Origin of the sequence: Serpentinimonas raichei (genome assembly GCF_000828895.1) — a bacterium.
Lineage (GTDB): Bacteria > Pseudomonadota > Gammaproteobacteria > Burkholderiales > Burkholderiaceae_C > Serpentinimonas > Serpentinimonas raichei.
Genome location: NZ_AP014568.1, coordinates 632,694 through 647,618 on the forward strand (window position 1 = coordinate 632,694; position 14,925 = coordinate 647,618).

The 14,925-nt window shown below is 68.5% G+C and carries 9 protein-coding genes; 2 read left to right on the forward strand and 7 right to left on the reverse strand.

Annotation, left to right across the window (positions count from 1 at the left end; all coding sequences use genetic code 11):
• Nucleotides 1–8: 8 nt before the first annotated feature.
• The 6 genes from SRAA_RS03050 to dapD all read right to left on the reverse strand — a co-directional run bounded on the left by SRAA_RS03050 (nt 9) and on the right by dapD (nt 9,491).
• A complete protein-coding gene (locus SRAA_RS03050; RefSeq protein ID WP_045530888.1) occupies nt 9–2,027 on the reverse strand; it encodes an ABC-F family ATP-binding cassette domain-containing protein in 2,019 nt (672 codons plus the stop codon).
• A complete protein-coding gene (gene prmB / locus SRAA_RS03055; protein ID WP_045530890.1) occupies nt 2,024–2,944 on the reverse strand; it encodes a 50S ribosomal protein L3 N(5)-glutamine methyltransferase in 921 nt (306 codons plus the stop codon). The genes SRAA_RS03050 and prmB overlap by 4 nt, the downstream gene beginning before the upstream one ends.
• A gap of 84 nt (nt 2,945–3,028) precedes the next feature.
• Complete coding sequence (locus tag SRAA_RS12015) at nt 3,029–6,187, reverse strand: bifunctional diguanylate cyclase/phosphodiesterase (RefSeq protein ID WP_052467465.1); 3,159 nt, start codon at nt 6,185–6,187, stop codon at nt 3,029–3,031.
• 56 nt (nt 6,188–6,243) lie between these two features.
• Nucleotides 6,244–7,446, reverse strand: a complete 1,203-nt coding sequence (gene dapE, locus SRAA_RS03065) for a succinyl-diaminopimelate desuccinylase (protein ID WP_045530892.1) — start codon at nt 7,444–7,446, stop codon at nt 6,244–6,246.
• Between the two features lie 21 nt (nt 7,447–7,467).
• Complete coding sequence (locus SRAA_RS03070) at nt 7,468–8,628, reverse strand: PilT/PilU family type 4a pilus ATPase (protein ID WP_045530894.1); 1,161 nt, start codon at nt 8,626–8,628, stop codon at nt 7,468–7,470.
• A 29-nt stretch (nt 8,629–8,657) separates the two neighbouring features.
• Entirely contained in the window at nt 8,658–9,491 is an 834-nt protein-coding gene (dapD, locus tag SRAA_RS03075; protein ID WP_045530896.1) for a 2,3,4,5-tetrahydropyridine-2,6-dicarboxylate N-succinyltransferase, read from the reverse strand.
• Nucleotides 9,492–9,666: 175 nt separating this feature from the next.
• Between dapD and smc the strand changes: the two genes are divergently transcribed.
• Both smc and SRAA_RS03085 read left to right on the forward strand, forming a co-directional pair.
• The gene (gene smc / locus SRAA_RS03080) at nt 9,667–13,290 is read left to right on the forward strand and encodes a chromosome segregation protein SMC (RefSeq protein WP_045530897.1); all 3,624 of its coding nucleotides are present in this window, start codon (nt 9,667–9,669) and stop codon (nt 13,288–13,290) included.
• Nucleotides 13,287–14,366, forward strand: coding sequence for a cell division protein FtsZ (locus SRAA_RS03085; protein ID WP_338056373.1), 1,080 nt, complete (start codon nt 13,287–13,289; stop codon nt 14,364–14,366). The genes smc and SRAA_RS03085 overlap by 4 nt, the downstream gene beginning before the upstream one ends.
• On the opposite strand, the gene SRAA_RS03090 is transcribed toward SRAA_RS03085, so the two are convergent.
• Nucleotides 14,363–14,917: an NUDIX hydrolase gene (locus tag SRAA_RS03090; protein WP_045530899.1), complete on the reverse strand. Its 555-nt coding sequence runs from the start codon at nt 14,915–14,917 to the stop codon at nt 14,363–14,365. The genes SRAA_RS03085 and SRAA_RS03090 overlap by 4 nt on opposite strands.
• Between the last annotated feature and the right edge of the window lie 8 nt (nt 14,918–14,925).

Sequence of the window (14,925 nt, forward strand, 5' to 3'; positions counted from 1 at the left end):
GTCCGTCCTCAGTCCGTCTGCTCCAGCGCCTCGATCTGCTGCGCCACCTCGAGCCACTGTTCTTCGGCGGCTTCGATGGCCTGCTCCACAGCACCTAGGCGCTGGCTGGCAGCGGCCAGCGCGGGCGCGGCTTGCTCCGGCAGTTGCAGTTGCGCGTGCAGGGCCTGCTGTTCGGCTTGCAGTTGGGCCAGCTCGCGCTCCAGCGCCTCGCGCTGCTTTTTGTGCGGCTGCAAGCGGGTGGCCAATTGCTGGCGGCGCTGGGCCTCCAGGCGGCGCTGCTCGGCGGCTGATAGGCTGTCGGGGCTGGCCGCTTTATCCGCCTTGGCGGCCTTGGTGGCTTTATCCGGCTGGCCTACTTTGTCCGTCTTTTCCGCCTTGTCTGGCTTGGCCAGCGCCTCGCGGCGCTGCTTGGCCAGATCGAGCAGGTGGCGCTGGTAGTCGTCGAGGTCGCCCTCGAAGGGCTCGATGCCGCCGTGGCTGACGAGCCAGAACTCGTCGCAGACGGCGCGCAGCAGGGCGCGGTCGTGGCTGACCAGCAGCACCGTGCCCTCAAAGCCGTTGAGCGCCAGCGCCAGCGCCTCGCGCGTGGTCAGGTCCAAATGGTTGGTGGGTTCGTCGAGCAGCAGCAGGTTGGGCCGCTGCCAGACGATCAGGCACAGCACCAGGCGCGCTTTTTCGCCGCCGCTCATGCTGCCCACGCGCTGCTGCGTGAGCTCGCCGCCAAACTGGAAGCGCCCCAGAAAGTTGCGCAAATCCTGCTCGCGCGTGGCCTGGCCGGCCAGCGCACCGGCGGCTTCGGTGTCGCGCGCCAGCCGCAGCATATGCGCCAGGGCGGTGTCGTCGGCGCGCAGCAGGTCCATCTCTTGCTGCGCGAAGTAGCCGATGCGCAGCCCCTTGCCGTCGCTGCGCTGGCCTTCGAGCAAATCGAGCGTGCGCGCCACGGTTTTGATGAAGGTCGATTTGCCCTGCCCGTTGGCGCCCAGGATGCCGATGCGCTGCCCGGCCATGACCGAGCGCGTGACGCCGCGCACGATGGTCGTGGCGCTGCCGTCGGGGCTGCGGTAGCCAAAGCAGGCATCGCGCAGGCTGAGCATGGGGTTGGGCAGGTTGCTGGCTTCGTCGAACTCGAAGTCGAATTCGGCTTCGGCCAGCACCGGGGCCAGTTTTTCCATGCGTTGCAGCGCCTTGACGCGGCTTTGCGCCTGGCGCGCCTTGCTCGCCTTGGCCTTGAAGCGGTCGATGAAGCGCTGCAGGTGCGCGACGCGCTCTTGCTGGCGCTCGAAGCTGCTTTGCTGCAACGTGAGCTGCTCGGCGCGCATGAGCTCAAAGCGGCTGTAGTTGGCGCCGTAGCGCTTGAGCTGGCCCGACTCCAGGTGCAGCGTGACGCTGGTCACGGCGTCGAGGAACTCGCGGTCGTGGCTGATCACCAGCAGGGTGCCGGGGTAGCGCTTGAGCCAGCTCTCGAGCCAGACCAGCGCGTCGAGGTCGAGGTGGTTGGTGGGCTCGTCGAGCAGCAGCAGGTCGCTCGGGCAGATCAGGGCGCGCGCCAGTTGCAGCCGCATGCGCCAGCCGCCAGAAAAGCTGTTCACCGGGCGTTCGAGTTGCGGCGTGTCGAACCCCAGACCCAGCAGCAGCGCCTGGGCGCGGGCGTGGGCGTCGTGGCTGCCGGCATCGAAGCAGGCGCTGTAGGCTTCGGCCAGCGCCAGACCATCGCCGCTGGCTTCGGCGACGGCGAGCGCGGCGCGGGCGGCAGCGAGCCGGGTGTCGCCGTCGATCACGAAGGCGGTGGCGTCTTGCGTGGTTTCGGGCATGTCTTGTGCCACGGCGGCGCTGCGCCAGTGGCGCGGCAGTTGCAGTTCGCCGCCGTCTTCGTGCAACTGGCCTTGCAGCAGCGCAAACAGGCTCGATTTGCCGGCCCCGTTGCGCCCGACCAGGCCGATTTTTTCGCCCGGATTGAGCACCGCGCTGGCGCCGTCGAGCACCACTTTGCTGCCGCGGCGCAGCGTGATTTGGCGCAGGGTGATCATGCTGGGGCCCCGTGGGTGGGGTCGGTGAGGGTGGATTGCCAGATTTCCAGCGCCGCGCGTGTGAGCAGCAGCACCGCATCGGGGCCGGCGCTGGTGTGCAGCCAGTGCGCCGGCAGGTCGGGGAAGGCGCGCTCGAAGTGGGCGCGTTCGTGGCCGATTTCCAGCACCAGCACGCCCTCGGGGTGCAGGTGCGCGGCGGCTTGTGCCAGCAGGCTGCGGATGAAGTCCATGCCGTCGGTGCCGCCGTCTAGCGCCAGCGGCGGTTCGGCGCGGAACTCGGGCGGCAGCGCCTCCATGCTGGCGCGGCAGACGTAGGGCGGGTTGCACAGGATCAGGTCGTAGCGCTCGGGCAGGGCGGCCCAGCCGTCGGACTCGATCAGGCGCACACGCGCTGTCAAGCCGTGCTGCTCCACGTTGATGCGCGCCACCGCCAGCGCGGCGGGGGACAGGTCGGCGGCATCGACTTGCACCTCGGGCCAGGCCAGCGCGGCCAACACCGCCAGGCTGGCGTTGCCAGTGCACAGGTCGAGCACGCGCCGGGTGTGCTCGCCCAGCCAGTCATCGAGGCAATCGGCCCCTTCGGCGGCGGCGATCAGCTCGGCGATCAGGCTGCGCGGCACGATGCTGCGCTCATCGACATAAAACGGCACGCCCTGCAGCCACGCCTGGCGCGTGAGGTAGGCGGCGGGCTGGCGCGAGCGGATGCGCTGCTCGATCAAATCCAGCACGGCTTGCACCTGCGCCGGCTCGATCGGCTGCCCGGCCAGCGCGGCCAGATCGCTGTCAGGCGGCAGGCCGAGCCGCCACAGCAGCAGCCAGGCGGCTTCGTCGTGGGCATTGGTGCTGCCTTGGCCGTAGGCCAAGGGGGCGGCTTGCAGGCGCGCGCGGGCGGTCTCGAACAGTTCGATCAGGGTCATGAAGCATGCGGTGGGGCTGGGGCCTGGCAGGGCCAACAGCCGATTTTAGAGTGCCCCAGACGGGCGCGGAACCGAAGGGACGGATTAGGCGGGTTGCCTGGTCTCGAGGGGCAGGGCTGCGGAGGGCGCAGGGGAGGGCGCCGCTGCCCAAGCCGGGTCGGGCTTCCAGTGCGCCACCCAGTCGGGAATCTGCTCGGCGGGCATGGGCCGGGCGATGGCGTAGCCTTGGCCGTGCACGCAGCCCAGGCGCAGCAGCATTTGGGCGTGGGCCGAGGTTTCCACCCCTTCGGCGATCACCAGCCGCCCAAGCGCCTGCGCCAGCCCCAGCACGCCCTGCAAAATGGCGCTGTCGCTCGGGTCGTCGAGCATGCCGCGCACAAAGCTCTGGTCGATTTTCAGCACCTGGGTGGGCAGGTGCTTGAGGTAGGTCAGGGACGAGTAACCGGTGCCAAAGTCGTCCAGCGAGGTCAATACCCCGAGCTCGCGGCACTGGTGCAGCAGGGCGGACACGGCGCCCAGATCGCCCAGCGCGCTGGTTTCGAGCACCTCGAGCTCCAGTTGGCTGGGCTGTACCTCGGGCTGGCGAGCCAGCGCGGCGCGCAGCTTGGGAACGAAATCGGCTTGCGCCAGTTGCATGGCGTCGATGTTGACGCTCACCGGCAGGCGCAGCCCGGTGCGGTTCCAGTGGGCGATTTGTTGCAGCGCTTGCTCCAGCACCCAGTCGCCCACGTCCACCATCAGCGTTTGCTGCTCCAGCGCGGGCAAAAAAGCTCCTGGGCCGAGCAGGCCGCGCTGGGGGTGCTGCCAGCGGATCAGCGCCTCAGCTCCGATCACGGCCCCGCTGCGCATATTGACCTTGGGTTGGTAGTGGAGCACGAACTGCTGCTGTTGCAAGGCCAGCGCAATTTGCCCCAGTTCGGCGTGGCGGCTGCGCAAGCCGCGGTCGTGCTCGGCGTCGAACAGGTGGTAGCGGTTTTTGCCGCCTTGCTTGGCAGCATACATGGCCTGGTCGGCTTGGCGCAGCAGTTGGTCGGCGTCCACCGCGTCGGCTTGGGGGTAAAAGCTCACGCCCAAGCTGGCTGTGAGGGGTTGGCCGTTACCGGCATCGGCTTCGCAGGCGGCAATGTGACTCAAGATGGCATCGAGCAAGGGCTGCGCCGCCGCCGCTTGGGGCAGGTCGGGCAGCACGGCCACGAACTCGTCGCCGCCCATGCGCGCCAGCGTGGCGTCTTCGGGCAACGCGGCCTTGAGGCGCTGGGCCAGGCGAATGAGCAACTCGTCGCCGGCGTCGGGGCCCCGGTGCTCGTTGAAGGCCTGGAAGCCGTCCAGGTCCAGATAAACCAGCGCCAATTGCCGCCCACGGCGCAGGGCTTGCCCCATGGCCTGCTGCAGGCGGTCGGTGAGCAGGCTGCGGTTGGGCAGGCCGGTGAGGGCGTCGAACTGGCTCAGGCGCTCCAATTGACGCTGCTGCTCGCGCAGGGCACTGAGGTCGGTCGAGATGCCGGCGTAGCCCTGCAACTCGCCTTGGGTGTCGCGCACCGGGCTGATGGTGAGCAGGCACGGGTAGATCTCGCCGTTTTTGCGCCGGTTCCAGATCTCGCCGCGCCACAGGCCCTGCTCGCGCAAGGACTGCCACATCTGGCGGTAAAAGGCGGCGTCGTGGCGGCCAGAAGCCCACAGGCGCGGGTTCTGCCCCAGCAGATCGTCGCGGCTGTAGCCCGTCAAGCGACACTGGGCGGCGTTGAGGTCGATGAGGGTGCCGTGTGCATCGGTGATGACGATGGCGTCGTTGGCGTGCTCGAACACGCTGGCGGCGCGGCGCAGGGCCAGTGCAGCCTCTTGGCTCTCGGTCACGTCTTGGGCGGTGCCGATGGACTCGATCACCGCGCCGGCGGCGTTGCGCCGGTGCTGGCAGCGCTCGTGGATGTGGCGGATGGCGCCGTCGCTGTGGCGCACGATGCGGTGTACGATCTCGTAGTGGTCGGCACCGGCTTGCAGCGAGCCGCTGTAGGCGGCATCGACGGCGGCGCGGTCGTCTGGGTGTACGGTCTCCAGAAAGGCCGGATAGCTGGCAGCGAACTCCTGCGGCTGCAGGCCAAACAGGCGGTAGAGCTCGTCGCTCCAGTGCAGCCGCCCGGTTTCGATATCCAGCTTCCAGCAGCCGATGTGCGCCACCTGCTCCAGTTCGGCCAGCAGGGTTTGGTTCTCGCGCAACTGATGCGCGTCGTGGCTGGCCGCAATCCACAAGGCGGAGCGCTGCAGCAGCGGGCGCAGCAGATCCAACAGGGGGCGCTCGTAGCCGCCGGGGCGGTTGGCCAGCCCGATCAGGCCCACCATGGCGCCCTCGTGGTGCAGCGGTATGCCCAGAAAGGCATCGAGCGATGGGTGACCGGGCGGCAGCCCGCCGCGGCGCGGGTCGGTGGCGGGCTGGTTGGCAAAGACCGGCTCGCCAGTGGTGAGGGCGGCACCAATGAGCGTGCGCAAATTGGTGAACTCCATGCCCTTGGGCGCCATTTCGGCCAAGTGGGCCTTGCTGGCCGCGTCCCAGGCAATATCGGTGATGGCGTAGATTTTGAGGTAGGGCTGGCCGTCGGCAGATTGCAGCACCTCGCCGATGAAGCCGTATTCGCTGTGCGTGAGGGCAAGCAGCCGCTGCAGCAGGCCAGAAAAACCGGTTTGGCGCTCGCCTTTGTCGGGCAGGGGGGCTTGCAATTCGGACAAATCGGCAATCTGGTGCTGCAAGGCCTGCAGCTCGGCTTGCGCGCAGTCGGCCAAATCGCGCAAGGCCGCGCGCTGCGCCGGGCTGAGCAGGCGCGGGCGCTGGTCTTTGATGCACAGCATGCCCACGGTCAGGCCGCTATCGACCCGCAAAGGCGCACCGGCGTAGTAGCGGATGTGTGGCGCGCCGGTGACCATCGGGTTGGTGGCAAAACGCGCATCCAGCAGGGTGTCGGGGACTTCAAAAATATCCGGTGCCAATATGGCGTGGCCGCAGAAAGAGATGGCGCGCTCGGTTTCGCAGACCTGCATCCCCTGGCGCGATTTGAACCACTGGCGCTCGGCATCCACCAAGGAAATGAGCGCGATCGGCACCTCGAACAAGGTGCGGGCCAGCCGCGTCAGGCGGTCGAAGCGTTCTTCGGCGGCGCTGTCGAGCACACCCAGCGCGCGCAAGGCGCGCAGGCGCTCCGCTTCGTCCTCGGGCAAGGCGGGGGCGCAGTCAGAGGTGCCGACTGTGTTCATGAAAGGGGGGCGGTGGTGTGCAAAATCAGTAAATGACAATCATCTGGCCTATTTTATTAGGATTCCGGGGTGGCTGCCCCGGTGGGTGGCGTCGGCGCGGGCCGCCGCGCCAAGTGCTCCATGGAGCGAAGGTAGATCGCAGTCAGGGGCTCCAGTTCGGCCAGCGCCACGCATTCGTTGACTTGGTGGATGGTGGCGTTGGGCGGGCCGAGTTCGATCACTTGCGGGCAGATGCGGGCGATGAAGCGCCCGTCGCTGGTGCCGCCGCTGGTCGAAAGCTGCGCCTGCAAGCCGGTGACCTCCCGCACGGCGGCGCGCACCGCATCGACCAGGCTGCCCGCTGGCGTGAGAAAAGGCAGGCCCGAGAGGCTCCAATCGAGCGCGTAGTCGCGCTCGGGCTGCAGGCCGTGGCGCAGCAGCACCTCGGCCACGCGCTGCTGCAAGCCCTCGGGCGTGCTTTCGGTGCTGAAGCGAAAGTTGAAATCGAGCACCGCCGTGCCGGGGATGATGTTGCCCGCCCCGGTGCCGGCGTGCAGGTTGCTGGCCTGCCAGGCGGTGGGGGGGAAGTGCGCGTTGCCGGCGTCCCAGTGGGTGCTAGCCAGTTCGGCCAGCGCCGGGGCCAGCATATGGATGGGGTTGCGCGCCAGCTGCGGGTAGGCGATGTGGCCCTGCACCCCCTTGACGGTGAGGCGGCCGCTGAGCGAGCCGCGGCGGCCGTTCTTGATGGTGTCGCCGGTTTGGCGTTCGGCCGTGGGTTCGCCCACGATGCACCAGTCCAGCCGCTCGCCCCGGCGCTGCAGCTCGCGGCACACCACCACGGTGCCGTCGTGGGCCGGGCCTTCTTCGTCGGAAGTGAGCAAAAAAGCCAGGTTCAGCGGCGCCTCGGGCTGCGCCGCGACAAAGGCCTCGCAGGCCACCACCATCGCCGCCAGCGAGGCTTTCATGTCGCTGGCGCCGCGGCCGTAGAGCTTGCCTTCGCGCACGCTGGGGGTGAAGGGGTCGCTGGCCCAGCGCTCCCGTGCGCCGGTAGGCACCACGTCGGTGTGGCCGGCCCAGACCAGGGTCGGGGCCGCGGGGCTGGTGCTGCGTTTGGCCCACAGGTTGCTCACGCGCCACTCGGGTGGGCCGCTGTCGATGCGCTCGCACACAAAGCCCAGCGCTTGGAGGCGCTCGGCGATCAGATCTAGGCAGCCGGCGTCGGCCGGGCTGATGGAGGGGCGGGCGATCAGTTCTTGGGTCAGGTGCTGGGTGGGGTGCATGGTCGCAAAGGGGGTTCGACTTCAGGCGTCGAGCGTGAAGTTGGAGAACGAAGGGCCACGGGTTCGCGCTGCCGGGTCGGCGGTGGGTTGCGGGCTGGGCTGGCTGGTCGAGCGCTCGTTGACGGACTGGTTTTGCAGCCGCCACATCAGGTTGGTGGGCGAATCGGCATGCGCCAAGCCCTCTTGGCGCTCGATTTTGCCGCTCAGAATGAGGCGCGCGATGTCGGACTCGAAGGTTTGCGACTCCTCGGCCATGGATTTTTCCAGCGCCTCGCGCACCCCAAAAAAATCGCCTTTTTCGATCAGTTCGCTCATCAGGCGCGAGTTGACCATCACCTCCACCGCCGGCACGCGCGCGCCATCGACGGTGCGCAGCAGCCGCTGCGACACAATGGCCTTGAGCGAGGAGGCGAGGTCGTTGAGCATGGTCGGGCGCACCTCGACCGGGAAGAAATTGAGGATGCGGTTGAGCGCTTGGTGGCTGTTGTTGGCGTGCAGCGTGGCCAGCACCAGGTGGCCGGACTGGGCGTAGGCGATGGCCAGCGACATGGTTTCGCGGTCGCGGATTTCGCCAATCAGGATCACGTCCGGGGCCTGACGCAGGGCGTTTTTCAGCGCCACGTAGAGCGAGGCGGTGTCGGTGCCGACTTCGCGCTGGTTGACGATCGAGAGCTTGTTGCGAAACAGGTACTCGACCGGGTCTTCGATGGTCAAGATGTGCCCGCTGCTGCGTGCGTTGCGGTGATCGAGCAGCGACGCCAGTGTCGTGCTCTTGCCCGAGCCGGTGGAGCCGACCACCAGCATCAGGCCGCGCTTGGCCATGATCATCTGCGCCAGCACCGGCGGCAATTGCAACGACTCGAAGGCCGGAATCTCGCTGCTGATGAAGCGCGCCACCACGGCGCAGTTGCCGCGCTGCTTCATGGCGCTGAGGCGAAAGCGCCCGACTCCGGTCATCGGAATGGCCACATTGAGCTCGCCACTGGCGTGAAATTCCTGCAACTGCGCTTCGCTCACCACCTCGGCCAACAACTGCAGCGGGCCATCGACCGGCAGCGGCTGCGGCGTGATGGGCGCGCAGACGCCGTTGAACTTCATTTGCACCGGCGAGGCCGCCGACAGATAGACGTCGGAGGCTTTGCGCTCGCTCATCAGGCGCAGGATTTTTTCCATTGGGCCCATGGGGGACTCCTTGGCAGCAGACTGGGGGATTAGTCGCGCAGCAGCTCGTTGATGCTGGTTTTGGAGCGTGTCTGCGCATCGACCTGCTTGACGATCACCGCCGCGTACAGGCTGTAAGGGGCGCCGTTGGCGGCGGTTTTGGGCAGGTTGCCGCTCACCACCACCGAACCCGCCGGCACCCGGCCGTAGCTGATCTCGCCTGTGGCGCGGTTGAAAATCGGGGTGCTCTGGCCCAGATAGACGCCCATGCCGAGCACGGCGTTTTCTTCCACGATCACGCCCTCGACCACCTCGGAGCGCGCGCCAATGAAGCAGTTGTCTTCGATGATGGTGGGGTTGGCCTGCAGCGGTTCGAGCACGCCGCCGATGCCGACGCCGCCGCTCAGGTGCACGTTTTTGCCGATCTGGGCGCAGGAGCCCACGGTGGCCCAGGTGTCCACCATGCTGCCTTCATCCACGTAGGCGCCGATGTTGACGTAGCTGGGCATGAGCACGACCCCGCGGGCGATGAAGCTGCCCCGGCGCGCCACCGCGGGCGGCACCACGCGCACCCCGGCGGCAGCCAGCTCTTGCGGGCTGAGTTGTGCGAACTTGGTCGGCACCTTGTCGTAAAAAGCCAGCTCACCGGCTTGGATGATCTCGTTGTCGCGCAAGCGAAAGCTCAGCAGCACGGCTTTCTTGATCCACTGCTGCACCGTCCACTGGCCCACGCCGTGGCGGGTGGCGACGCGCAACTGGCCGCTGTTGAGCTGCTCTAGCACCTGCTCGACGGCGTCTTGCACCTCGCGCGGGGCGTTGCTGGGGTTGAGCTGGGCGCGCTGCTCCCAGGCTTGGTCGATCAGGGTTGGCAGGTCTGTGTGCATGGTGTAGGCTGGAACGGATGTAGAGGGCCAAGCGGGGTGCCAAGCCATTGGGCAGATTGTATGCACTGGGGGCGTGCAGCAGCGGCGCTGCGGCAGCGGCTGCGCTGGGTGCCGGGCCCTAAACTACGCACCCCAGTCCCCGTGGCCTTTGCCGACCCCAAGCGAATCAGCGAGCGTGCGCCTACACACCATCAAACTGTCGGGCTTCAAGTCCTTTGCCGAACCCACTGCCTTTGGCCTGCCCGGGCAGTTGGTGGGGGTGGTCGGCCCCAATGGCTGCGGCAAATCCAACATCATGGACGCCGTGCGCTGGGTGCTGGGCGAGAGCAAGGCCAGCGAGCTGCGCGGCGAGACGATGCAGGACGTGATCTTCAACGGCAGCGCGCTGCGCAAGCCCGCCAGCCGCGCCAGCGTGGAGCTGGTGTTCGACAACACCAGCCAGCGCGTGCCCGGTGCGTGGGGCCGTTACGCCGAGATTTCGGTGCGCCGCGTGCTCACGCGCGACGGCGCCAGCAGCTACCACATCAACCAGCAGCCGGTGCGGCGGCGCGATGTGCACGACCTGTTTCTGGGCACCGGGCTGGGGCCGCGCGCCTACGCCATCATCGGGCAAGGCACCATCGGGCGCATCATCGAGAGCCGACCCGAAGAGCTGCGGCTGTTTCTGGAGGAGGCGGCCGGGGTATCCAAATACAAGGAGCGCCGCCGCGAAACCGCCGCCCGGCTGCTCGATGCGCGCGCCAACCTGAGCCGGGTGCAAGACATTTTGACCGAGTTGCAGGCCCACAGCGCCAAGCTGGAGCAGCAGGCGGCGCAGGCGCAGCGCTACCGCGATCTGCAAGCCCGGCTGCGGCGGCGCCAGCAGCAACTGGCCTGGCTCAAGCTCTGCCAGGCCGAGACCGACGGGGCGCAGGCGCAGGCCTTGGAGCAGCAAGTGCAGCTGGAACTGGACGCGCAAACCGCGGCCTTGCGGCGCCTCGAGGCCGACACCGAGACCGCCCGCCAGGCGCACTACGCCGCCGGCGAGGCGCTCAACCAGGCGCAGGGGGATCTGTACGCGGCGGCGGCCGAGGTGGCGCGGCTCGAGAGCGAGATTCGGCATCTGCGCGACCACCGGCAGCGGGTGCAGCAGCGCTTGCAGCAGCTGCAGCAGCAGCGCGCGCAGTGGGAGGGGCGCGCCAGCGCCGCCGCCGAGGAGCGGGCGCGCTTGGGGCCGCAAGAGCAGGCGGCGGCCGCGCAGGCCGCTGCGCTGGCCACTCAGTGCCAGCAGCACAGCGCCGCACTGCCCGCCGTGCAGGCCGCCTTGCAGGCCGCGCAGCAGCAGCTGGTGCGCGCCCGCCGTGCCTTGGCCGAGCGCCAGCAGGCGCTGGGGCTGCTGGGGGCGCAGCAGCGCGCCCACGAGCAACAGCGCCAGCAGTGGCAGCAGCGGGCGCAGCGCCTGCACAGCGAAGCCCAGGCGCTGGCGGCACAGGCCGCCGACGAGCTGCGCCTGGCGCCGCTGCAAGCCGAGTGGGAGCAGGCGCAGCAGCGCCAGCAGCAAGCCCAAGATTTGCTGCTGCAACTGCAGCTGGAGCAGGCCGATGGGGAGCGTCAGCGCCGCCAGTGCCAGCAGCAGGCGCAGGCCCAAGGGCAGGCGCTGGCCCAGTGCCAGGCCCGGCTCGATGCCTTGCAGGCCCTGCAAACCCAGCTGCAGCAAGCGGGCCAACTGCCGCAGTGGCTGGCCCGGCAGGGGCTGCAAGGGCACGCGGCGCTGTGGCAGCGGCTGCGGCCGGCAGCGGGCTGGGCCACGGCGGTCGAGGCCGCCTTGCGCGAGCGGGTGCAGGCGCTGGAGCTGCCCAGCCTGGAGGCAGCGCTGGCGCTCGCCGATGCGCCCCCGCCAGGGGCGCTGGTGCTGTTTGCGCTGCCAGATCGGGCCGAACAGGCCGATGCGCTGGACCAAGCGGCACACGTTCCAGTCGCCGCCGCTGAGGCAATCAACGCCGCCAAAGCCGCCCAGTATTCCGATGCCGCGCCCGCGCTGCAGCCGCTGGCGCAGCACCTGCACTGCCCCGAGCCGGCCTTGCAGGCGCTGCTGGCGCGCTGGCTCAGCCCTTGCTACGCGGCAGCCAACCTGCCCGAGGCGCTGGCCGCCCGCGCCACGCTCGGCCGCTCCGAGCTGATCTACACCCCGCAAGGGCATAGTGTGGGCGCGCAGCACCTGGGTTTTTATGCCGCTGCACCCGAGCAGTCGGGTTGGCTGGAGCGGGCACAGGAGATCGAGCAGTTGCAGCAGCAGCTGCGCGGCTTGCAGGGGCTGGCCGAGCAAGCACGACTAGCCGAGGCTGCGGCCGAGGCCGCTTGCAGCCAAACCGGCCAGCGTTTGCAACAGGCCCGTGCGGCGGCCAGCGCCGCCCAAGCCCAGGCCCATGCGCTGCAAGTCGAGCTGCTGCGCCTGAGCCAGCAAGCCGAGCACCGGCAGCAGCGCGCCGCCCAATTGGCGCAAGAGCGCGCCGAAGCCGAGCAACACTTGCAGCAAGTGCAGATGCAGCAGCAGCACGTGCAGGCGCAGCAGCAGGCGCTGCAAGACGAGCTGCAGGGGCAGCAGCAGGCCCTGCAGCAGGCCGAAGCCGAGCAGGCGCGGGCCGAGCACGCCCTGCAGCAGGCCAGCGCCCAGGCGCGCGCGCTGGAACGCCAGGCGCAAGAGGCCGAATTTGCCCGACGCAGCCTGCAGGCCCGGGCAGATGAACTGCAACGCAACCAGGCAGCGGCCGCGCAGCAAGCGGCCGAACTGGCCGGGCAAGCGCAGCAGGCGCTGGCCGAACTCGAAACCCTTGCCGACGCCGCCGCGCAGGCGGCCTTGCAAGTGGCGCTGGCGGCCAGGCACCGCTGCGAGCAAGAACTGGGAGCGCGGCGCAGCGCCCACGACGGCCTGAGCGCCGACTTGCGCGCCAGCGATGCGCGCCGCATGCAGCTCGAACACGGGCTGGCGCCACTGCGCGCGCGCCTGAGCGAGTTGCAGTTGCGGCTGCAGGCGGCGCAACTGAGCCAGCAGCAGCAACGCCAGAGCCTGGAGGAGGCTGGGGTCGAGGTCCAAGATGGGCCCGGCTTGCAGGCTTTGGCGCGCAGCGTCGAAGCCGATGCGGTGCAACTGGCCAGCCTGCCGGCTCAGGTGCAGCGCAGCCAGCGCGAACTCGAGGCCTTGGGCGATGTGAACCTGGCCGCGCTGCAGGAGCTGGCCGTGGCGCAGCAGCGTTTGCAATTTTTGGGCGAGCAAAACCACGATTTGCAGCAGGCCATCGACACCTTGGAGGGGGCGATTCGCACCATCGACACCGAGACGCGCAGCCTGCTGGGTCAGACCTTCGAGGCCGTGAATGGGCAATTTGGGCGTATATTCCCCGAATTGTTTGGCGGTGGGCGCGCGCAGTTGCAGTGGAGCGAGGGCGAAATCCTCGAGGCCGGGGTGCAGGTGCTGGCGCAGCCGCCGGGCAAGAAAAACCAGACCATCCACTTGCTCTCGGGCGGCGAAAAGGCGCTGACCGCGATTGCGCTGGTGTTTGCCATTTTCCACCTCAACCCAGCGCCGTTTTGCCTGCTCGACGAAGTCGATGCGCCGCTGGACGACGCCAACACCGAACGTTATGCCAAACTGGTGACTCGTATGAGCTTCGAGACCCAGTTTCTTTTCATCAGTCACAACAAAATCACCATGGAAATGGCGCAACAACTCATTGGCGTCACGATGCAAGAGCAAGGCGTCTCGCGCATCGTGGCAGTGGACCTGCAATCGGCCCAAGACATGCTGGAGGTGCAAGCGTGATCACGCCCTTGCAAGCCGGTCTGCTGCTGCTGGGGCTGGCGCTGCTGGTGGCGCTGCTGCTCTACAACCTCTGGAACGCCCGGCGTCAGCGCCCGCGCCGCCCCGAAGCCGCTGCGTCGGCGCAGTTGCCGCCGGGGGCGCAGGCCGAATCCGAACGGCGCATCGACCCGGTGTTGGGGTCGCTGGCGCAGCAGCCGACCGCCGCTGGACAGGACGCCACGGCCGTGCCCGACCTGCCCAAGGTGGTGCAGCCGCAACAGGTGCTCGATGCCCGGCTCGACGCCATCGCCCTGCTGCTGAGCGATCAGGTGGTGTCGGGTGACGCCATCTTGGCCGCTTTGCCGGCAAGCCGGCGCATCGACGGCAAGCCGTTTTATGTCGAGGCGCAAAACACCCCATCGCAGCAATGGGAACTGCCGCGCCCGGGGGAGCGCTACCAGAATGTGCGGGCCGGCATCCAACTGGTGAATCGGGCCGGCGCGCTCAATGAGATCGGCTTTTCCCAGTTCATCCAGCGCCTCGATGAACTGGCCGACACCCTGCAGCTGCGCCCCGAGTACCCCGACATGATGCAAGAAGTGGCGCGTGCCCGCACGCTCGACCAGTTTGCGCTGGCTCACGACGCGCAGTTGTCGTTTTATGTGCGCGCCCGGCGTGCCGCCTGGAGCCCGGGTTACCTGACGCAGCACGCGGCGCGGGTGGGGTTTGTGGCGGGCTTGTTGCCGGGCCGTCTGGTGCTGCCCGCCAGCACAGCGGGCGCGGCGGCGGTGCTGGTGCTGCAGTACGAGACCCAAGCCGCCTTGGCCGACGACCCCGAGCAAGCGGTGCTGAATCAGTTTTCGGTGGCGCTTGATGTGCCGCACGTGGCGCGCAGCGAGCGCCCCTACGTGCGGCTGCGCGAGTCGGTGCAGCAGCTGGCGCACAGCATGGAAGGGCTGGTCTGCGACGGCGCCGGTACCCCCTTACAGAGCGATGCCATGGACCAGATCGGGGCCGAGCTGGAGGCCCTGTGCGAGGCCCTGCAAGCGCGCGAATTGGCGCCCGGTTCGGTGCTGGCGCGGCGCTTGTTTAGCTAAACGATCTCGCCGTTGTGCACCTGAAACTGGCCACGGCGCCGGTCGGCGAAGTAGTGCTCGAGCGTGACCTTGACGGTGCGAAAAGCCAGTTCGTCCCACGGGATTTGATCTTCGCTGAACAGCCGCGCCTCGATGGTCTCGTAACCGGGCGCGAACTGGTCGCTCAGCAGCCGGGCCCGGTAGTACAGATGAACCTGGCCGACGCGGGCCACGCTGAGCACGGTGAACAGCCCTTGCAGCTCGATCTGCGCCCCGGCTTCTTCGATGGTTTCGCGCACCGCCCCGGCGGCGGTGCTTTCGTCCAGTTCCATGAAGCCGGCCGGCAGCGTCCACTTGCCGCGCCGCGGCTCGATGTTGCGCAGGCACAGCAGCACCTGCTCGCCGTCGGGGCCCCAGACCGGCACCGTGCCCACCACGTTGAGCGGGTTTTGGTAGTGGACGGTGCCACAGGCCGGGCAGATGGCGCGCACCCGGGTGTCGCCGTCGTCGGGCAGCCGGTGCTGCACCGCCGCGCCGCACTGGCGGCAGTGTTTGATGGGCGAATGCGTCATGGGTGATA

What these genes read in the sequence shown, in the direction of transcription:
- SRAA_RS03050 (WP_045530888.1), bottom strand. Translation starts at nt 2,027, where the DNA reads ATGATCACCCTGCGCCAAATCACGCTGCGCCGCGGCAGCAAAGTGGTG.
- prmB (WP_045530890.1), bottom strand. Translation starts at nt 2,944, where the DNA reads ATGACCCTGATCGAACTGTTCGAGACCGCCCGCGCGCGCCTGCAAGCC.
- SRAA_RS12015 (WP_052467465.1), bottom strand. Translation starts at nt 6,187, where the DNA reads ATGAACACAGTCGGCACCTCTGACTGCGCCCCCGCCTTGCCCGAGGAC.
- dapE (WP_045530892.1), bottom strand. Translation starts at nt 7,446, where the DNA reads ATGCACCCCACCCAGCACCTGACCCAAGAACTGATCGCCCGCCCCTCC.
- SRAA_RS03070 (WP_045530894.1), bottom strand. Translation starts at nt 8,628, where the DNA reads ATGGGCCCAATGGAAAAAATCCTGCGCCTGATGAGCGAGCGCAAAGCC.
- dapD (WP_045530896.1), bottom strand. Translation starts at nt 9,491, where the DNA reads ATGCACACAGACCTGCCAACCCTGATCGACCAAGCCTGGGAGCAGCGC.
- SRAA_RS03090 (WP_045530899.1), bottom strand. Translation starts at nt 14,917, where the DNA reads ATGACGCATTCGCCCATCAAACACTGCCGCCAGTGCGGCGCGGCGGTG.